Here is a 19338-nt window from a genome sequence, read left to right as displayed (position 1 = left end):
GATATGGCCGAAAATACCCAAGTCGACGTCTCCAGGCTCACCTTCGAGCGCGCGATCGAGGAACTCGAGACGATCGTGAAGCGGCTCGAGGACGGCAAGGTGCCGCTCGAGGAATCCGTGACGATCTACGAGCGCGGCGAAGCGCTGAAGCGCCGTTGCGAGGAACTGCTGCGCCAGGCCGAAGCCCGCGTCGACAAGATCACCACGGATGCGAGCGGCCAGGCCACCGGCACCGCACCGCTCGACGTCCAGTAAGGGACCCCGACCAAGCCTCTTTCGGCATCGGACGCCTGCAATTTTTTCATGATCGCACGCAGCTGTGTGTGCTCATGGGGCGGGCGGTCGGGCACCGAGATCGAAGAATTCCCCCGCCGGGGCCATTCGGCCCCGCGAATCGAGCGGAAAATAGCCCTCCTCTCGCCGAAAATCCTGCCGGGGAACCGGGCAAGGCAGGAACCCCGCCGCGGGCGCCGCAGTTAACCACTCTGGCCCGGGGGTTGCAGGCGCATGCCCGTAATCGCCCCAGCGGGTTGGCTTTGGCCCAAGCTTTGGTGTAAAGCTGCGCGGAGTGTGGCTTTTTGTTAGCCTTGCGTAGGCATCGATTACCGACGACAAGTGCTTCAAATTGCTAATGAAATTGGCTGGGACGGACGAAGCCGATCTAAGTGACAGGGATCACAGAGACTGAACCGGAGCGCACTTAAGCTCACCTAAGCTTGAAGACGGGGCCTTGCCCCATGCAGGTGGCTCCGACGGTTTAAGGACTCGCGCTGCGCCGATATTGTGCAAACCCATCGCGCACCGGAACGACCTTCCGGCGCTGACAAATTGGAAATCGCCGTGAACGCATACAGTAAGACGCCGCTTCTCGACACCATCCGGACGCCGGACGACCTGCGCAAGCTCAAGATCGAGCAGGTTCGCCAGGTCGCCGACGAGCTGCGGCAGGAGACCATCGATGCCGTCTCGGTAACCGGCGGTCACTTCGGCGCGGGTCTCGGCGTGGTCGAGCTCACCACCGCGATCCATTACGTCTTCGACACGCCGCGCGACCGGCTGATCTGGGACGTCGGCCACCAGGCCTATCCGCACAAGATCCTCACCGGGCGGCGCGACCGCATCCGCACCCTGCGCACCGGCGGCGGCCTGTCCGGCTTCACCAAGCGCAGCGAGAGCGACTACGATCCGTTCGGCGCGGCACATTCCTCGACCTCGATCTCCGCCGGCCTCGGCATGGCCGTGGCACGCGACCTCTCCGGCGGCAAGAACAACGTTATCGCCGTCATCGGTGACGGGGCGATGTCGGCGGGCATGGCCTATGAGGCCATGAACAATGCCGGGGCGATGAACTCGCGCCTGATCGTCATCCTCAACGACAACGACATGTCGATCGCGCCGCCGGTCGGCGCCATGAGCGCCTATCTGTCGCGCCTGTATTCCGGCAAGACCTATCGCACGCTGCGCGAGGCGGCCAAGCAGATCAACAAGCGCCTGCCCAAGATCATCGCCAACCGCGCCAACCGCGTCGAGGAATATTCGCGCGGCTTCATGATGGACGGCGGCACGCTGTTCGAGGAGCTCGGCTTCTATTACGTCGGCCCGATCGACGGCCATAACCTCGACCACCTCCTGCCCGTGCTGAAGAACGTCCGCGACATGGAGGAAGGCCCGATCCTGGTCCACGTGGTGACGCAGAAGGGCAAGGGTTACGGCCCGGCGGAAGCTTCCGCCGACAAGTACCATGCCGTCGTCAAGTTCGACGTCGCGACCGGCACGCAAGCCAAGGCCAAGCCGAACGCGCCCGCCTACCAGAACGTGTTCGGCCAGAGCCTCGTCAAGGAAGCGCAGAAGGACGAGAAGATCGTCGCCATCACCGCGGCGATGCCGTCCGGCACCGGCGTCGACATCTTCAACAAGGCGTTCCCGGACCGCACCTTCGACGTCGGCATCGCCGAGCAGCACGCGGTGACCTTTGCCGCCGGTCTTGCGAGCGAAGGCTACAAGCCGTTCTGCGCGATCTACTCGACCTTCCTGCAACGCGGCTACGACCAGATCGTCCATGACGTCGCGATCCAGAACCTGCCCGTCCGCTTCGCCATCGACCGCGCCGGCCTCGTCGGCGCCGACGGCGCGACGCATGCCGGCTCGTTCGACAACGCCTATCTCGGCTGCCTGCCGAACATGGTGATCATGGCGGCGGCCGACGAGGCCGAGCTCGTGCACATGGTGGCAACCCAGGTCGCGATCGACGACCGTCCGAGCTCGCTGCGCTATCCGCGCGGCGAAGGCCGCGGCATCGAGATGCCCGAGGTCGGCATTCCGCTCGAGATCGGCAAGGGCCGCATGATCCGCCAGGGCAGCAAGATCGCCCTGCTCTCGTTCGGCACCCGCCTCGCCGAATGCGAGAAGGCAGCCGACGAGCTCGCCGCGCACGGCCTTTCGACCACCATTGCGGACGCGCGCTTCATGAAGCCGCTGGACACCGAGCTGGTGCTCAAGCTCGCCCGCGACCACGAGATCCTGATCACGATCGAGGAAGGCTCGGTCGGCGGCTTCGGCTCGCACGTCGCGCAGTTCCTGACAGACCAGGGTGCGCTCGACAGCGGCATGGTCAAGTTCCGCACGATGGTGCTGCCCGACGTGTTCCAGGACCACGACACGCCGGCCGCGATGTACGCCCGTGCCGGTCTCGACGCCAAGGGCATCGTCGCCAAGGTGTTCGAGGCGCTCGGCAAGGACGTGAAGACCGAGACGGTCAAGCTGGCTTGATTGGTTTCACCTCTCCCGCTTACGGGAGAGGTCGGATCGCGAAAGCGATCCGGGTGAGGGCTTATTCCTCCAGGGGGCTCTCGATTGTCGAGACACCCTCTCCCCAACCCTCCCCCGCAGGCGGGGGAGGGAGCGCAGTTTTCGCCGCGGTTTGCAGCTCGCCTGATTTCTTCTGAGCAGTCCCCCATGAAAATCTATCTGGCAGGCCCCGACGTGTTCCTGCCGGATGCGGTCGAGATCGGCCGGCGCAAGGCCGAGATCTGCGAGCGCTTCGGGCTCACCGGCCTTTATCCTCTCGACAACGAGATCGACCTCACCGCCCCCGACGCCTCGCGGCAGATCTTTTGCGGCAACGAGGCGATGATGGATGCGGCCGACGCCATCATCGCCAACCTGACGCCGTTCCGCGGTGCCGGCGCCGATCCCGGGACCGTCTACGAGCTTGGCTACATGGCCGGGCGCCGTAAATTGTGTCTCGCCTATTCCAACGATGGCGCCACCTATGCCGACCGCGTCGGCCGTTTCGTGGACGTCACGTCAGAGGACGGGCGGCTGGTCGATGCGCAGGGCCTGACGGTCGAGGATTTTGGCCTCGTCGACAACCTCATGATGATCTATGCGCTGGAACTGCACGGCTGCCCGCTGGTGACGCCGGCCACGATGCCGATCGACGTCTGGCACGATCTCGCCGCGTTCGAGGCTTGCGTCCGGATGGCGGCCGCGCGATTGATTGCACCATAAGCGCATCAATCGTCCCAAGAATCGGTCCAAGAATCGTTCCAAGAATCGTCTCATGAGAGCGTGATGTCCCCTTCCCGCAAACGCGCGGATATTCTGCTGGTCGAGCGCGGCCTGTTCGAGAGCCGGGCACGGGCGCGCGCGGCCATCGAGGCCGGCCTCGTCACTGCCGACGACAAGCAGGTGACGAAGCCGTCGGAGACCATCGCCGAGGATGCGGTGATCCAGGCCGAGCCCGCGCACCCCTACGTGTCGCGCGGCGGCGTCAAGCTCGCCGGCGCGCTGGAACGCTACCCGATCGAGATCGAGGACCATGTCTGCCTCGACGTCGGTGCCTCCACCGGCGGTTTCACCGAGGTGCTGCTGGCCAATGGCGCAAGCCTGGTGTTCGCCATCGATGTCGGCACCAGCCAGTTGCATCCCTCGCTGCGCGATCATCCGAAAATCGTGTCGATGGAGGAGACCGACATCCGCGCCTATGAAGGCAGACGCCTGCCGGCGCGGCCCGATGTCGTCGTGATCGACGTCAGCTTCATCTCGCTGAAGGCCGTGCTGCCCGTGGCGCTGTCGCTGGCGGCCGCGCCGATGAGCCTGCTGGCGCTGATCAAGCCGCAATTCGAGGCCGAGCGGAAGCACAACAAGAAGGGCATCATCCGCGACGCCGCCGTGCATCAGCAGATCTGCGACGACATCGCGGCCTTTGCCGCCTCGCTCGGCTGCACCGACATCGCGGTGTTCCCCTCGCCGATCACCGGCGGCGACGGCAACATCGAATTCTTCCTGGGCGCGCGCCGTGGTTGAGCGCCTGAGGATCGATCACGTCGGCCATCGCGGCGACGGCGTCGCGCTCGGCGCCGGCGAAGCGATCTATGTGCCGTATGCGCTCGGCGGCGAGACCGTCGAGGTCGACCACGTCGCGGGCAACCATCCCGACCGCCGCAAGCTGCTGGCGGTCGACGTCGCAAGCCCCGAGCGCGTCGCGCCGTTCTGCCCGCATTTCGGCATCTGCGGCGGCTGCGCGATCCAGCACTGGGCGGCCGAGCCGTATCATGCCTGGAAGCGCAGCATCGTGGTCGAGACGCTGGCGCAGGCCGGCATCGATTGCGAGGTCGCGCCGCTGGTCGATGCCCATGGCGTGGGGCGCAGGCGCGTCACGCTGCACGGCCGGTTCGGCACGCATGACATCCTCAAGGTCGGCTTCTCGGCAGCGAGCTCGCACGACGTCATCCCGATTCATCGCTGCCCGATCCTCGATCCCGCACTCGACGGCGCGCTCGATGCCGCCTGGGCGCTGGCCGAGCCGCTCACGTCCAAAATGCCGGTGACGAAGCCGCTCGACATCCAGGTCACCGCCACCACCAACGGCCTCGATGTCGATGTGCGCGGCTCCGGCCCGCTGCCGACGCCGCTGGTCACGGCGCTGTCGCGCGTCGCCGAGCAGCATCGCCTCGCGCGGCTGACGCGGCATGGCGAGCTGGTGCTGCAGCGCCTGCCGCCGACGGTGAAGATGGGCCGCACTGAAGTGACGCTGCCGCCGGGCTCGTTCTTGCAGGCAACCGTCGCGGGCGAAGAGACGCTGGCGTCTCTCGTGGCCGAACGCGTCGGCAAGGCCAAGGAGGTTCTCGACCTATTCTGCGGTGTCGGGCCCTTCGCACTGCGGCTCGCCGAGAAGGCGCGCGTCACCGCTTACGATAGCGATGCCGGCGCAGTTGCCGCGCTGGCAAAGGCCGCGCGCACACCCGGCCTGAAGCCGATCAGGTGCGAGCCGCGCGACCTGTTCCGCCGCCCCCTGGTGCCGCAGGAGCTGCGCGACTTCGACGCCGTCGTGTTCGATCCCCCGCGCCAGGGCGCACAGGCGCAGGCACTGAAGCTCGCCGCGAGCACGGTGCCCGTCATCGTCGCGGTGTCCTGCAACGTCGCAACCTTCGCCCGCGACGCACGGCTGCTGATCGACGGCGGCTACAGGATCGACGGCGTCGTGCCGGTCGACCAATTCCGCCACACGCCGCATGTCGAGCTGGTGGCGCGGTTTGCGCGGTAGCTGCAAGCCTCGTGGGACGGCCCGCCGCGGGCGCCTCACCAGATTGATCCGCGGCCGATCCGAACCTTGATACCGGTCAACCGCCCGAGCTTCCGGGGACGCTAGAAGCGTCGTGGCGAAAGGGCCGTGGAGCGGATGATGGCGATCGACCGGCGACAACTCATGACCACCGCGCTCGGACTTTCCGCGGCGGCAATCACCGCCCGCCCCTCGGCTGCGGCGACGACGACCTATGAGGAAACGGTGCGAGCGTCGCGAGCGCCGCTGCAACCGGTGCCGCGGGACCGCGAGCTCGTGCGCTTTGCCACGCTCGCCGCCAACAGCCACAACACCCAGCCCTGGATCTTCTCCGCCCGCGGCAATGAAATCCTGATTGCGCCCGATTTCTCGCGCCGCTGTCCGGTGGTCGATCCGGACGATCACCACCTTTTCGTCAGCCTCGGCTGCGCCGCCGAGAACCTCGTTCTCGCGGCATCAGCACTCGGCTGGCGCGCGAACCCGATGGTCGACGGTGACAAGGTCCGGATCGCGCTGGAGCCAGCGCGCCCCGAAGCGTCGGCGCTCGTCAACGCGATTCCCCTCAGGCAATGCACCCGTGCAGCCTTCGACGGCAAGCCGGTGGCGCCCGACATTCTGCGCCAGCTCGAGAACGCCTGCCGGGAGCCGAACGTCTCGGCAATCCTGATGACCGAACGCGCCGCCATCGCAAAGATCACCAACTACGTGCTCGAAGGCAATGCCGCGCAAATGCGCGACAAGGCCTTCATGCGCGAGCTCGTGAGCTGGATGCGCTTCAACGAGGCCGATGCGGTCGCGACCATGGACGGGTTGTTCTCGCGGGCCTCGGGAAGCCCGTCCCTGCCGGCATGGATCGCGCGACCGCTGCTCAGGTTCTTCTTCACCGAAAGCGGCGAGAGCGGGAAATACCGCGCCGAGCTCGACAGCTCCGCGGGTGTCGTCGTGCTTGCCGCCGATCGTAGCGACACGTCGCACTGGATTGCGGTCGGCCGTGCCTGCCAGCGGTTCGCCCTGCAGGCGACCGCGCTCGGGCTCAAATATTCCTTCGTCAACCAGCCGATCGAGGTGGCGACACTAAGGCCGCAGTTCGCAACCTCGCTCGGACTCGGCGAGCGGCGTCCCGATATCGTGATGCGCTTCGGAGCCGGGCCGGATCTGCCGAAATCGCTCCGCCGCGCCCCGGAACTGGTGATGCGGCCGACGCAATAGTCTCCTAGCGCCGAAGGCCGCCGAGCGCCGGTGACTCGCCGGGCAGCATGTTCGATCTGATATCGCTGTCCATGCGGCCCGAGTCCTGCTGGGTGAACCCGGCTCCGAACGACAGGCTGAGGTTGGGGGTCGGCTTGAATTCGACCCCCGCGAACGCGCCGTAGCCGGGCGCGGCGCCGGAGGTGAGCGGCGCAAGCGAACTGCCAATGCCGTTGCCGTATTTCAGCGTGTCGAAGCCGGCAAAGAACGTGACGGGCATGCCGCCCGCCGTCTTGGTGTTGTAGCCGAACTGCGTGCTGTCATAGGAGAGCGCGTTGAAATTGCCGGCCTGTCCAGCCTGGCCGAGACCGCTCCAATTGAGGTTGCCACGCTGGCTACCGACGAAGAAGCCGTTCGCAAAGTTGGCGCGCCCGCCTGCGTCGCTGGCATTGAAGCCTGGAAAATTGCCGTAACTTTCGGAGCTCTGGCCATCGCTGCCGCCAAAGCCGAAAGGTCCGCCCGGTATCCAATACCTCAAGGGTGCAACTTGCGCATGAGCAGGCGCTCCGCCGAGGCAAAGCACAGCGAAGAGAGCTGCGAGACCGCAAGAACCTGCAAGGCTGGACATTCCGGCTACCGTCAAAATGCTCACAAATTATACCCTCGGTATATCGCGATGGCCAGCGAAGCAATGGCGATCCCCGCGGCCCCGGTTCCAGGGTCACGTATTCCTGACAAATTGAACCTCCCATCCGCCGGATTGACCCAAATAGAGGACGCGCAAGCTCGAGCCGTCATCGCGATCGCCAGAGCCTCGTGCGATCCAGCAATGCGCAGTTTGCGCTGACCTTTGAAAATGCCCGACACAGCATGGAGGACGTCATGGAGGTCAATTCCGACAGGTTGAATGCCTTTATGGGCAAGATGATCACCGAGGTCGGGGCCGCGATGAACGCATCGCTGGTCCTGCTGGGCGACAAGCTCGGCCTCTATCGCGCCCTCGCCGCCAAGGGGCCCATGAACTCTGCCGAACTCGCAAGCGCCACCGGAACGAACGAACGCTACGTCCGCGAGTGGCTGTCGAGCCAGGCGGCTTCTGGTTACGTCGAATATGATACCGCTTCAGGAAAATTCTCGATGTTGCCGGAGCAGGCGATGGCGCTTGCCGACGAGGACAGCCCGGTGTTCCTCGGCGCAGTCGGCAATGTCATTGCCGCGGCGTTCCTCGACGAGCCGAAAATTACGGATGCATTCAAGTCCGGCAAGGGAGTCGGCTGGAACCGACGGAGCGAGTGCCTGTTCTGCGGCACCGCCCGCTTCTTCCGCACCGGCTACATGCATCATCTGGTGCAGGAGTGGCTGCCCGCGCTCGACGGCGTCGTGGACAAGCTCAAGCGCGGCGCCAAGGTCGCCGATGTCGGTTGCGGGCATGGCGTTTCGACGCGGCTGATGGCGAACGCCTTCCCGAACTCCCGGTTCTACGGCTTCGACTATCACGAGGGCTCGATCGAGGCCGCGCGAAAGGCGGCCAATGAGGCCAAGCTGGGCGACCGGGTCAGCTTCGCTGTTCACTCGGCCAAGACCTATCCGGCCGAAGGCTATGATCTCGTCTGCTTCTTCGATTGCCTGCACGACATGGGCGATCCCGTCGGCGCCATCAGCCACGTACGCGAAGCCATGGACAAGGACGGCACCTGCATGCTGGTCGAGCCGTTCGCGGGCGACCGCCTCGAAGACAATCTCAATCCGGTCGGTCGCGTCTACTATGCGGCGTCGACCATGATCTGCACACCGGCCTCGCTCGACCAGGAGGTCGGCCTGGCGCTGGGTGCACAAGCGGGCGAAGCAAGGCTGCGCAAGGTCGCGCGCGAAGGCGGCCTGACGCGCTTCCGCCGCGCCGCCGAAACGCCCTTCAACTTGATCCTGGAGGCGCGGATCTGATCTCGATCGCGCCGGGCGCAGGGAGGCGGCATGCGGCCATGCCCGTACCGCAGCCTCGCCCGGTGCCGACATCCTTGCCTCACTCGCGCCGCAACGTAAGTTGGCGTCGAGCAGGCGGCGCGAGTCCGCCGCAATGGGAGGATGACGATGCGATATCTGGGTCTGGCGCTGGCTGTGCTGTTCACCATCGCGACCTCGGAAGCCGGCCGCGCGGCCGAGCCGACCCGCTTCGTGCCGCTGAAACCCGACGAACTTTCGTCGTCGCAGAAGGAATGGGCGGACGCGATCGCGGTGCCCCCGCGCAACGCGAAATTCACCAACCCGCCCTACCGCGCCTATATCCGCAACCCGGAGCTGGCGCCAAAACTCTCTGCGATGTCGGACTATCTGCGCTGGAATTCGTCGCTGCCGGCGCGCCTCAGCGAATTCGCGATCCTGATCACCGCGCGGCAATGGACGGCGCAGTATGAATGGTTCGCGCATTATCCGCTCGCGATGAAGGCCGGGCTCGACCCTGATGTCGCCAAGGACGTCGCCAACGGCGTGCGGCCGAAGGCGATGAAGGACGACGAGGCCGCGCTCTACGACCTCGCGATGGCGCTCTATCGCGACAAGAAGGTGTCCGACGATGTCTACCGCGCGGCCCAGCAAGAATTCGGCGAGCGCGGCATCATGGATGTTATCGGCCTGATCGGCTATTACGACCTGGTCTCGATGACGCTGATCACGATGCAGGCGGAAGCGCCGAACGACAGCGTGCCCCCGCTGCCGCCGCTGGCTGCGAAATAGCCACGCAGCAACCGCGGTTGATACCGCACGATCCCAAGAAGCCTGGAGACCCCGGTGACATCTGACAGCCCCGTCGCCTACGAATGCGTGGGCAACATCGCCCGCATCACGCTCAACCGCCCGCCGGTCAATGCGCTGAGCCTCGAGGTCATCCGGGCGGTGGTCGCGGCACTGCGCCGCGCCGCCGACGATCCGGATGCGCGCGTGGTCGTGCTGGCGAGCGCGATCGCCAGGCGCTTTTCGGCAGGCCTCGACCTCGACATCCTGCTTGGCAAATCCGGCGCCCAGATCCGCGAATTCCTCCAGGCGCTCTATATCGACCTTTACGACGCCCAGTACGGGCTCGGAAAGCCGTCGATCGCCGCGGTCGGCGGCGCGGCCCGCGGCGGCGGCATGACCATGGCGGTGTCCTGCGACGTGGTGCTGGCATCCGAGAGCGCGACGTTCGGCTATCCCGAGATCGACGTCGGCGTCATTCCCGCGATCCACTACGCGCATCTGCCGCGCATCATCGGGCGCCACCGCGCTTTCGAGCTGCTGTTCACCGGCCGCGTCTTCAGCGCCGCCGAGGCACGCGAGCTCGGCGTGGTGAACCGCGTCGTGGGAGATACGGAGCTCGAGGCCGAGGTCGTGAGGCTCGCGGCGCAGCTCGCCGCGAAATCAGCCGCGGTGCTGCGGATGGGCCGGGCCGCCTTCATGCGCCAGATCGACCTCGACTATCGGCGCAGCATTGCCAGCGCCGTGGACGACTTCTGCAACGTCGCGACGTCGGACGAGGCGCAGGAGGGTCTGAGGGCATTCGTGGAGAAACGGGCACCGAAATGGTGAGGACGGCCGGCCGCCGCGCGCGTCGGGAACGCGAAGCGTTCAGGCGGTCTTGTCGACCGAAGACGATGAATCGGCCGGTGGATATTTCGTCACCGGCACCATGAAGGACTTGGTGCCGACCTGGTAGATGACCTTGCCGTTCTTCCCGTCATCGGTCGCAATCTGCGCCTGCCCGAACATGATGACGTTCTTGTAGACGATGCCGGTGCCCTGCCGGGTGATGCCGTCGGTGGTGACGCTGACCTGCGCTTCGTTGCCGTTGACGGCGAGCACCTTGAAGCTCGCGCTCTTGCCGTTGTCGCTGGAATAGCCGCCCCAGCTTCCCATGAGACGGCTGTCGGAGGCCGGCGGCGCCTGCTTCTCGAGATTGGCGGTCTGCTTGCCGGCGCCGCCCGCAGAGAACAGCAGCACCATGTTCTTGCCGTCCTTGGTGCCGACCGTGACCCCGCCGAAGGTGATAAGCGAGCCCTGGACCTCGCCAAAGCCGCGCTCGGTGTGCCCGTTATGGGTGTATTCGACCTGCGCCCGCGCACCGCGGATGTTCACGACCTTGAAGCCGACCGGCTGGTTGTTGCCCACCCAATTGCCCTTCCAGTCACCGACCAGAGCGCTCTGGTGAAAGATCCGCTCGTTCGCGGGCGAAATCTGGCTGGTGCTCGATGTGACGATGGCCATTGGATTGCTCGGCGGACAGGTCTGGCGAATCCGCTTTCGTTCGCTCCAGCCATGCCAGGACGCTGACCGGAAACGAACGGAAACCATCCGATTAGGGCCACGCGCAGGTTAATGAGCCGTTAAGTTCAACCGCCGGCCGAGACGGCAAAAGGTCTCAGCCGGGGGCCGCTTAGCGTCCCCAGCGGTCCGACCAGATCTTCTCGCCGATCAGGCAACTGACGCGCGGCTCCTTGTCGGCGACCCGCATCACGGGACGCTCGGGCACGCGGCCTGCGACCTCCATCAGGAGCTTGGTGCGGATCGCTTCCTTGAACTTCTCGCGGTCCTTGATCGTGATGACGAAGGAGCCGGGACCGCCGATGACGCAATCCTCGTAGTAGTAGTCGAGATTGTCGATATCCATGGTCGAATAGGACGGCTCCTTGACCATGATCGGCAGGCCGTTGATGACGATGCCTTTCTCGAGCGCGGCGTCGCGCGCCACCGTGACCGGGCCGCCATTGTTGTTGGGGCCGTCGCCGGAGATGTCGATGACGCGACGCAAGCCCCGATAGGGATCCTCGTCGAACAGCGGCATCGCGAACGTGATCGCGCCGGAGATCGAGGTGCGCGAGGCGCGCCGGATCGGCGTCTTCATGATTTCGGTGGCGACCGCGTCCGCGGTCTCAGGTCCGTCGATCAGCCGCCAGGGAATGATGATCTTCTGGTCGGTCGAGGCGGCCCACTCGAAATAGGTCACCGCAATCCGGCCGTTCGGGCCCATCTTCAGCGCCTGGAGAAACTCTTTCGACTGGATCGCCTGCGCGTAGCCCTCGCGCTGGATCGCCAGCTCGTCCATGTCCATGGAGTAGGACACGTCGACCGCGAGGATCAGCTCGACATCGACCGTCTGCGCATCCTTGTCGGCCGCCAGCCGCTGAGTCCTGGGCGGCTCAAACTTCGGCCCTGGTGCCGCGATGCCCGCGACGTCCCCCCCGGCAAGCACGCCGGCCACCAGCACAGCCCCGATCGAGAACAGCAAGCGCATCGCAGTCTCCCGTCGTATGACGCGATGGTGACATGCAATCGCCTTGCCGCAAAGTGCGAAGATCGCCTGCGCTTCACATTCGAGTTAGGAATTACGCAAAGCTGCCGCCGTGTTGCCGCGCTAGCGTCATCGGAACACGTGCGACCACAGGCTCCGTCATTCCGGGGCGGCTCGAAGAGCCGACCCCGGAATGACAGTACCGGACACGCACCCCGCCCACTTGTCCGGCGTGATTTCCATGCTAGGCTGGCCGCACAGATGGGGATGGAGTCCCCCGACAACCGCCCGGCGGTAGGTGACCGTGATGGGCTGATGACTCCTGCTTGAGGTGGGGCAATTTTTGAGCCTCTGCCTTTGGCGGGAGCGTGGACAAACCCGCCAATGGCGGGTTTTTTGTTGCCTGAAGGCGAAGGCCGGGACGTGAAGGCCAAGGGGACGTTCGAGGGGAAGTCCAAGGCGTGACGACGACGACACCGAATGCTGCGCGCGCGGGGCTGCCCAGGGGGATCTGGGTGCTCGGCTTCGTCTCGATGCTGATGGACGTCTCCTCCGAGATGATCCACGCGCTGCTGCCGGTCTATCTCGTCACCGTGCTCGGCGCCTCGACGCTCACGGTCGGCTTCATCGAGGGCATTGCGGAGGCGACGGCCTCGATCACCAAGATCTTCTCCGGCGCGCTGTCGGACTGGCTCGGCCGCCGCAAGCTGCTTGCCGCGCTCGGCTATGGGCTGGCAGCCGTCACCAAGCCGCTATTCCCGCTCGCGCCCAGCGTCGAATGGCTGGTGGCGGCGCGCTTCATCGACCGGGTCGGCAAGGGCATTCGCGGCGCGCCGCGCGATGCGCTGATCGCCGATATCGCACCCGTCGGCCTGCGCGGCGCGAGCTTTGGCCTGCGCCAATCGCTCGACACCATCGGCGCCTTCGTCGGACCGCTCGCGGCGATCGGCCTGATGTGGTGGACGGCTGACAATTTTACCGCCGTGTTCTGGGTTGCCGTGCTACCGGCCTTTCTGTCCTTCGGACTGATCGCCTTTGCCGTGAGCGAGCCGGAGCCGGACCCGAGCCGGGAATCTGCGAAAAATCCGCTCAATCTCGCCGCGATGCGGCAGCTCGGAGCGGTCTACTGGCGCGTCGTGGCGGTCGGAATCGTCTTCACGCTGGCGCGCTTCAGCGAAGCCTTCCTGATCCTGCGCGCGCAGAACATCGGCCTCAATGCGATGTGGGTACCGGCCGTGCTGGTGCTGATGAACATCGTCTACGCGCTGTCGGCCTATCCGGCCGGCGTGCTGTCGGACCGCATCAACCGGACCAGCCTGCTCGCGCTCGGTCTCGTCTTCCTCGCCGGCGCCGATCTGGCGCTCGCGCTGCTGCCGAACCTCGGCGGCCTCGCGCTCGGGGTCGTGCTGTGGGGGCTGCATATGGGATTGACGCAAGGCCTGCTCTCGGCCCTCGTCGCCGACGCCGCGCCGCCAAGCTTGCGCGGCACCGCATTCGGCTATTTCAACCTGTTCACCGGCCTGGCACTGCTGGCCGCGAGCGTGATCGCCGGTGCGCTGTGGGACGCCTATGGTCCGGCCGGCACGTTCCTGGCAGGGCTCGGCTTCGCGCTGGTGTCGCTCGTGGGGCTGCTCGCCGTCGGCAACGGGCTGGCAGCGGAGGGCAAATGAGGATGGGGGGGTCGTTCGTCGTGCTGAGCGGAGTGATCGCAATCGTGGTCGGCAGCGTGCTCGGCGGCTGTGCGCGCTACTTCATCTCCGGCGCTGTCGCGCGGCGGCTGGGCGAGACCTTTCCGTGGGGCACCATGACCATCAACGTCACCGGCGCCTTCCTGATCGGCATTTTTGGCGCGCTGGCAACCCATCCGGGCTCGATGTTCGCCTCGCCCAATCCATGGCTGTTCGCGGTGACCGGTTTCCTCGGCTGCTACACCACGGTGTCCTCGTTCAGCCTGCAAACGCTGACGCTCGCCCGCAACGGCGAGCCGATGCACGCGCTCGGCAATGTCGCCTTCTCGGTTGGACTGTGCCTCGCCGCAGTGAGCTGCGGCTTCCTGCTCGCTGACGGTCTTGGAGGGTAGAGGCCGATGAACGTTCCCTCCTCCGCCGAGCGCTGGCGCAGCGCGATGCTCTATGCCTGGGTTTCCGCCGGCAGCGTCGTCGGCGGCCTGACGCGCTACCTGGTCGGGCTCGCGCTCGATACCGGTCCAGGCTTTCCCTTCGCGACACTGTTCATCAACGCGACCGGCTCGCTGATCATCGGATTCTATGCGACGCTGACCGGCCCGGACGGCCGGATGCTGGCACGGCCCGAGCACCGGCAGTTCGTCATGACCGGGTTCTGTGGCGGCTACACCACCTTCTCGGCCTTCAGCCTGGAAACATTCCGCCTGTTCCACGGCGGCATGAAATACATCGCGCTGGCCTATGTCGCATCCTCCGTCGTCTGCTGGCTGGTGTCGGTCTGGCTCGGCCATATCATGGCGAGCCGCTACAACCGCTTGAAAAGGAGCTGACCATGCAAATTCCCAATCAGGCTGTTTCGCTCCGCATCTTCATCGGCGAGAGCGACCATTTCGACGGCAAGCCGCTCTATGAAGCGATCGTGATGAAGGCGCGCGAGCTGCACCTCGCCGGCGCCACCGTGCTGCGCGGTCCGATGGGGTTCGGCAAGTCGAGCCGGCTGCATACTTCGAAAATCCTGCGGCTCTCGGAAGACCTGCCGCTGCTGATCGAAATCGTCGACAGCGAGGACAACATCAACGCATTCCTGCCCATCCTGGATGGCATGATGTCGAGCGGGCTGATCACCTTGGAGAAGGTGCAGGTCCTGCAATATGGTGAGAAAGCCGCGAGCTGATCGCTCCGGCAGGGAACCAGTGCCCGCCGTGTCCAGGAGGCGGAATGAACGACGCCGTCACCAAGCCGAAAACCAGAACCAAGACCAAGGTCGAGCGGCCCAAGCTGCACAAGGTCATCCTGATCAACGACGACTACACGCCGCGCGAATTCGTCACGATGATCCTCAAGGCCGAGTTCCGCATGACGGAAGATCAGGCCTACAAGGTGATGATCACGGCGCACAAGCTGGGCGCCTGCGTGGTCGCCGTGTTCACCAGGGACGTCGCCGAGACCAAGGCAACCCGCGCCACCGACGCCGGCCGCGCCAAGGGCTATCCGCTGCTGTTCACGACCGAGCCGGAGGAATAGGCCGCTAGCCCCGGCCGCGACGGGAACGCACTGGCTTGCGCACAGTGCTCGGGCGCGGGTGCTCCTGAACGTGTTTCCAGAACGCCTCCGCCGCAGGCGTCAGTCGCGATCTCGGACGATACACATGGATCTCGATTGGAATCTCCCATTCCGGCCCGCCCGCCTTCACCAGTTCGCCCGATGCGAGCTGATCGGCGATGAGGTTCTCCTGCAGCCAGGCCATGCCGCGGCCGGCCTGCACCATGGTGGCGAGAAGTTTTGCAAGATGCGATGAAGGTCGCTTATTGAGGGGGACGTCTGGTGATCACAGAAACATCGCGCCACTGCTTTTGACGACTGAGCCGGAGGAATAAGCCATCCGCGCTTTCCGACTTTGCATTCCCGCCGGGGATCGCCGACAATGCCGCAAAACCGGCGCAGGCCGAACAATAAGCAAAGCGGGAAACGACGGACGTGGGCATATCAATAAGAAGCTTCGTGACAAGAGGCCGACTGGTCCTGACGCTGGTGGCGATCGCCTTCTGCACCACCGGCATGGCGCAAGCGGGCGAAAGGCTCCGCATCGGGCTGTTGAAGCTCTCCTCGGCAGCCCCGTTGTTCCTCGCCAAGGAGCGCGGCTATTTCGAGCAGGAAGGGATCGAGGCTGATCTGAAATTCTTCGATGCCGCCGTGCCGATCGCGGTAGCCAGCGTGTCCGGCGATATCGACATCGGTTTCACCGGCTTCACGGCCGCTTTCTACAACCTCGCGGGCAAGGGCGGACTGAAGGTGGTTGCCGGCACGGCGCGCGAGGCACCCGGCTTCCAGAACACGGCCTACGTCGCCTCCAAGCGCGCTTATGATTCGGGCCTGAAGACGCTGAAGGACTTGCCCGGCCATTCCGTCGGCATCACGCAAGTCGGCTCCACTTTCCATTATTCGCTCGGCCTGATCGCCGACAAGCTGAAATTCGACGTGACCTCCGTCCGGGTCGTTCCGCTGCAGTCGCTGCCGAATGTCGCCGCGGCCATCAAGGGCGGCCAGCTCGACGCGGCGCTCACCGCCACGACCACGATCAGCCCGGTGGTCGCCTCTGGCGACGCGATCGTGCTCGGCTTCGTCGGCGACGAGACGCCCTGGATGCTCGGCTGCGTCGTGGCTTCGACCGCGACGATCGAGAAGAACCGCAAGCTGGTCGAGAAGGTGCTGGCCGTCTACCGCCGCGGCGCCGACGACTATGCGCGCGTGCTGTTGAAACGCGATGCGGACGGCAAATTCGTCCGCAGCGAGGAGGGGGACGCGATGCTTGCGATCATCTCCAAATACACCGAGCAGAAGGTCGAGCAGCTCCGCATCGGGCTGTCGGTCGTCGACCCCGCGCTCGACAGCGCCGACATCGCCCGTCAGATCGCCTGGTTCAAGCGCCAGAAGATGATCGAACCCGATATCGATGCCGAGAAGATCATCGACAAATCCTTCGTCCCGGACCGGCCGACGGCGCCGAAATGACTGACGACAACGACAACAAGAACACGGAGCTACCCATGAGCGCGAGCGAAGTCACCGCGGGCACCAAAATCGTCCGGCGTGCCGCGAACCAAAAGCCCTCGCGCGTCGTCGCCGACATCTGCGTGGTCGGCTCGGGTGCTGCCGGCATGTCGGCGGCGATCGAGGGCGCGCGTGCCGGACGCAAGGTGGTGCTGGTCGACAGCCTGCCCGCGCTCGGCGGCCAGGCGGTCAACTCCATCATCGGCACCTTCTGCGGCCTGTTCTCGAACGGCAGCGACGGCTACCAGTTCACCCACGGCATCGCCGACGATCTCCTTGGCGACCTCGGTGCGCAGGAGAACGCGCTGTTCTACCGCCGCGGGCCGCACACCACCGTCGTCTACTACGACGAGGTCGCGCTCGGACGCTGGGTCGAGAAGGCGATGCTTGCGGCCGGCGTCACCGTGATCGTCGGCGCCGTCATGCGCAACGTCCGCGTCGCCGGTCGGCGCGTGACCGGGATCGATCTCTCCACCCGCTACGGTGACGTCGAGGTCGAGGCGAACGGCTTCGTCGACGCCTCCGGCGACGCCGCGCTGGTGTGGCAGGCGGGCTTTGCCTGCCGCGAGCCGGACGACGGCCCGATCTACGGCACGCAAATGCTGATCGTCGAGAATATCGACGAGAGCAAGGTGCCGAGCCGGGAGGAATTGCCGGCGCGCATGCGAGAGAAGGCCGGCGACTACGGCCTGTTGCGGCGCGAGGGCCTGTCCTTCGTCATTCCCGGGCGCGGCGTTGCCGCCATGAACATGACCCATGTCGAGACGCCACTGGAGCCGCTAGAGGCGAGCCGCAAGGGCATCGAGGGCAAGGACCAGGCCGATCGCGCCTTCGCCTTCCTCAGGAACGAATTCCCCGCCTGCTTCGGCAAGGCGCGCATCCGCGCCTATGGCCTTCCCGGGATCCGCCAGACGCGCTGGATCGTCGGCCGCCAGCAATTGTCGGTCGACGACGTCCGCGCCGGCACCAAATTCGAAGACGCGATCGGCCGCACGGCGTGGCCGATCGAACTGCACGACCACGGCTCCGGCCATCACTGGCACATCTTCGACAAGGACCACGTCCACTATGTGCCGTTCGGCAGCCTGACGCCGCAGGAAGCCGAAAACATCGTCGCCGCCGGCCGCTGCATCGATGCCGACAAGGCCGCACTCTCCAGCGTTCGGGTGATGGGCCCCTGCATGGCGATGGGCGCCGCCGCTGCGCACGCGCTCGACCTCGCCGGCAGCGGCAGCGTGCATCAGATCGACATCGATGCGCTGAAGTGGCGCGTGCGCGACAACCTGGAGCGGACGGACTGAGGCGCGCAGCAGCCAGGAGCGGTGGCCGCAGCTCTCTGCTCAGCCGACCGGCGCGATCGTCGGTCTGAACGCCCTTAGGCCATCACCACCGGCGTCTCTTCGGTCAGCCCATACACACGCTGCGCCTTCGAAAACCCCGCGATCGGAAATTCGCCGAGCGCGCGCCAGTCGTGGCGGCAGGCGTTCGCGAAAACCTCCGAGACCACGACGGTGCGGCCGAGCCGGCCGGCGATCTTCTCCAGCCGCGCCGCGAGATTGACGGCAGGGCCGATGCAGGTGAAGTCGAGCCGGTTGCCGCCGCCGATATTGCCGTAGAGGATGTGGCCGACATGCAGCGCGACGCCGAAGCGGAAGCGCTCGACGACGTCGCCGACCGGAAAGGCGAGCGCCTCGACGCTGGCGCGGGATTCGCGCGCGGCTTCCAGCACGCGCGCGCAGACATGGGCGGCATCGCCGACATATTCGTCGATCGGAAACACCGCGAGCAAGCCGTCGCCCATGAACTTCAGCACCTCGCCGCCATGGCCCCGGATTGCGGTGACCTGGCAGTCGAAATACTGATTGAGGATCTCGACCACGGTCTCGGCCGGCAGCCGGTCCGACAACGCCGTGAAGCCGCGCAGGTCAGAGAGCCAGATGGCCGCCTGCATGGTGTCGTTGTGGCCACGGCGGATCTGGCCGCCGAGGATGCGCGCGCCGGCGCGGTTGCCGACATAGGTGTCGAGCAGCATCTCGGCGGTACGGCGCAGACTGACGATCTCGCTGACGCGCGCGAGCGGCGCCATCATGGCCCGGATCGCCGCGACGTCGTCGTCGCTGAATCCGCTGGGGTGACGCGTGGTCCAGCTCGTTGCGTGGATCGAGCCGTCGAGATACGGCATCGGCATCGCGAGGTAGTCGGTCACGCCTTCGGCGCGCATGTCGTCGAGGAACGGAAACCGCCTGCTGTCGGGGTCGTCCATCCGTCCCCGGACCTCCAGCCCCTCCTCGAACACGATCCGCAGCGGGCTGCGTGCGAATTCAGGCGTGTCCAGGATCTCGAAATCGACAGTGCCGATCTCGACCTCCTGACCTTCCCGCCAGATGAAGTTGCGGCCGAAGATTTCGGGATGCAGCGTGCGGATGAAGATGCCGAACCGCCACAGCGGCAGGCCAGCTGCGACCAGATGCTCGCAGACGTCGGCGATCATCTCGGCCGGGGTCCCGGACGACCTCGCGCCGTCGATCAGCCAGTTGGTGATGCGCTGGAGCTCGGAGTTTTGCATGTCCGCATTTGCGGACGAAGTTCTG

General features: G+C 65.7%; 20 protein-coding genes, 1 pseudogene and 1 riboswitch. Of the genes and pseudogenes, 16 read left to right on the top strand and 5 right to left on the bottom strand.

Annotation, left to right across the window (positions count from 1 at the left end):
- The first annotated feature begins 3 nt into the window (after positions 1-3).
- The 6 genes from BJA_RS13120 to BJA_RS13095 all read left to right on the top strand — a co-directional run bounded on the left by BJA_RS13120 (position 4) and on the right by BJA_RS13095 (position 6775).
- Positions 4-255: an exodeoxyribonuclease VII small subunit gene (locus BJA_RS13120; RefSeq protein ID WP_008132970.1), complete on the top strand. Its 252-nt coding sequence runs from the start codon at positions 4-6 to the stop codon at positions 253-255.
- Between the two features lie 585 nt (positions 256-840).
- Complete coding sequence (gene dxs / locus BJA_RS13115) at positions 841-2769, top strand: 1-deoxy-D-xylulose-5-phosphate synthase (protein ID WP_028175335.1); 1929 nt, start codon at positions 841-843, stop codon at positions 2767-2769.
- Between the two features lie 186 nt (positions 2770-2955).
- Entirely contained in the window at positions 2956-3510 is a 555-nt protein-coding gene (locus BJA_RS13110; protein ID WP_011085436.1) for a nucleoside 2-deoxyribosyltransferase, read from the top strand.
- 63 nt (positions 3511-3573) lie between these two features.
- Entirely contained in the window at positions 3574-4308 is a 735-nt protein-coding gene (locus tag BJA_RS13105; RefSeq protein ID WP_038965884.1) for a TlyA family RNA methyltransferase, read from the top strand.
- Positions 4301-5548 carry a class I SAM-dependent RNA methyltransferase gene (locus BJA_RS13100; RefSeq protein ID WP_011085434.1) on the top strand — a complete coding sequence of 416 codons (1248 nt, stop codon included), beginning with the start codon at positions 4301-4303 and terminating at the stop codon, positions 5546-5548. The genes BJA_RS13105 and BJA_RS13100 overlap by 8 nt, the downstream gene beginning before the upstream one ends.
- A gap of 162 nt (positions 5549-5710) precedes the next feature.
- Positions 5711-6775 carry an Acg family FMN-binding oxidoreductase gene (locus BJA_RS13095; RefSeq protein ID WP_236842201.1) on the top strand — a complete coding sequence of 355 codons (1065 nt, stop codon included), beginning with the start codon at positions 5711-5713 and terminating at the stop codon, positions 6773-6775.
- A gap of 4 nt (positions 6776-6779) precedes the next feature.
- Here the strand turns inward: BJA_RS13095 and BJA_RS13090 are convergent, their stop codons facing one another.
- On the bottom strand, positions 6780-7382 hold the full coding sequence (locus tag BJA_RS13090; RefSeq protein WP_038965885.1) for a hypothetical protein: 603 nt from the start codon (positions 7380-7382) through the stop codon (positions 6780-6782).
- Between the two features lie 254 nt (positions 7383-7636).
- Here BJA_RS13090 and BJA_RS13085 point away from each other — a divergent pair, with 254 nt between their 5' ends.
- The 3 genes from BJA_RS13085 (at position 7637) to BJA_RS13075 (ending at position 10312) form a co-directional block, all read left to right on the top strand.
- Complete coding sequence (locus BJA_RS13085; RefSeq protein ID WP_028175341.1) at positions 7637-8695, top strand: class I SAM-dependent methyltransferase; 1059 nt, start codon at positions 7637-7639, stop codon at positions 8693-8695.
- 147 nt (positions 8696-8842) lie between these two features.
- Positions 8843-9484: a carboxymuconolactone decarboxylase family protein gene (locus BJA_RS13080; RefSeq protein ID WP_236842200.1), complete on the top strand. Its 642-nt coding sequence runs from the start codon at positions 8843-8845 to the stop codon at positions 9482-9484.
- A gap of 54 nt (positions 9485-9538) precedes the next feature.
- Complete coding sequence (locus tag BJA_RS13075; protein WP_011085429.1) at positions 9539-10312, top strand: enoyl-CoA hydratase/isomerase family protein; 774 nt, start codon at positions 9539-9541, stop codon at positions 10310-10312.
- 39 nt (positions 10313-10351) lie between these two features.
- Here BJA_RS13075 and BJA_RS13070 read toward each other — a convergent pair whose 3' ends face one another.
- The gene (locus BJA_RS13070; RefSeq protein WP_028175344.1) at positions 10352-10987 is read right to left on the bottom strand and encodes a hypothetical protein; all 636 of its coding nucleotides are present in this window, start codon (positions 10985-10987) and stop codon (positions 10352-10354) included.
- A 169-nt stretch (positions 10988-11156) separates the two neighbouring features.
- The gene (locus BJA_RS13065; protein WP_011085427.1) at positions 11157-12014 is read right to left on the bottom strand and encodes a DUF1194 domain-containing protein; all 858 of its coding nucleotides are present in this window, start codon (positions 12012-12014) and stop codon (positions 11157-11159) included.
- 251 nt (positions 12015-12265) lie between these two features.
- Positions 12266-12343: riboswitch (Fluoride riboswitch) on the top strand.
- 129 nt (positions 12344-12472) lie between these two features.
- Here BJA_RS13065 and BJA_RS13060 point away from each other — a divergent pair.
- From BJA_RS13060 to clpS, 5 genes are read left to right on the top strand one after another with little or no spacing between them, the layout of a single operon-like run.
- Positions 12473-13681 (top strand): MFS transporter, encoded by a 1209-nt coding sequence (locus BJA_RS13060; RefSeq protein ID WP_011085426.1) that lies wholly within the window; start codon positions 12473-12475, stop codon positions 13679-13681.
- Positions 13678-14091, top strand: a complete 414-nt coding sequence (gene crcB / locus BJA_RS13055; RefSeq protein ID WP_011085425.1) for a fluoride efflux transporter CrcB — start codon at positions 13678-13680, stop codon at positions 14089-14091. The genes BJA_RS13060 and crcB overlap by 4 nt, the downstream gene beginning before the upstream one ends.
- A 6-nt stretch (positions 14092-14097) precedes the next feature.
- A complete protein-coding gene (locus tag BJA_RS13050; RefSeq protein WP_011085424.1) occupies positions 14098-14526 on the top strand; it encodes a CrcB family protein in 429 nt (142 codons plus the stop codon).
- 2 nt (positions 14527-14528) lie between these two features.
- Positions 14529-14870: a DUF190 domain-containing protein gene (locus BJA_RS13045; protein WP_011085423.1), complete on the top strand. Its 342-nt coding sequence runs from the start codon at positions 14529-14531 to the stop codon at positions 14868-14870.
- Positions 14871-14914: 44 nt separating this feature from the next.
- Entirely contained in the window at positions 14915-15220 is a 306-nt protein-coding gene (gene clpS, locus BJA_RS13040) for an ATP-dependent Clp protease adapter ClpS (RefSeq protein ID WP_011085422.1), read from the top strand.
- A 4-nt stretch (positions 15221-15224) separates the two neighbouring features.
- Here clpS and BJA_RS13035 read toward each other — a convergent pair.
- Positions 15225-15503, bottom strand: a pseudogene (locus BJA_RS13035) (LysR substrate-binding domain-containing protein); the annotation flags it as partial.
- A 194-nt stretch (positions 15504-15697) separates the two neighbouring features.
- On the opposite strand from BJA_RS13035, the gene BJA_RS13030 reads away from it, so the two are divergent.
- On the top strand, positions 15698-16708 hold the full coding sequence (locus BJA_RS13030) for an ABC transporter substrate-binding protein (RefSeq protein ID WP_051000281.1): 1011 nt from the start codon (positions 15698-15700) through the stop codon (positions 16706-16708).
- 35 nt (positions 16709-16743) lie between these two features.
- Positions 16744-18048, top strand: coding sequence for an FAD-dependent oxidoreductase (locus BJA_RS13025; protein ID WP_038965891.1), 1305 nt, complete (start codon positions 16744-16746; stop codon positions 18046-18048).
- 74 nt (positions 18049-18122) lie between these two features.
- On the opposite strand, the gene BJA_RS13020 is transcribed toward BJA_RS13025, so the two are convergent.
- Complete coding sequence (locus BJA_RS13020; RefSeq protein ID WP_063921422.1) at positions 18123-19313, bottom strand: adenylate/guanylate cyclase domain-containing protein; 1191 nt, start codon at positions 19311-19313, stop codon at positions 18123-18125.
- Positions 19314-19338 lie beyond the last annotated feature (25 nt).

This window comes from Bradyrhizobium diazoefficiens USDA 110, assembly GCF_000011365.1.
Classification (GTDB): Bacteria; Pseudomonadota; Alphaproteobacteria; order Rhizobiales; family Xanthobacteraceae; genus Bradyrhizobium; species Bradyrhizobium diazoefficiens.
Note: the sequence above shows the minus strand (reverse complement) of the source record. Positions and strands in the feature narration are given on the sequence as shown.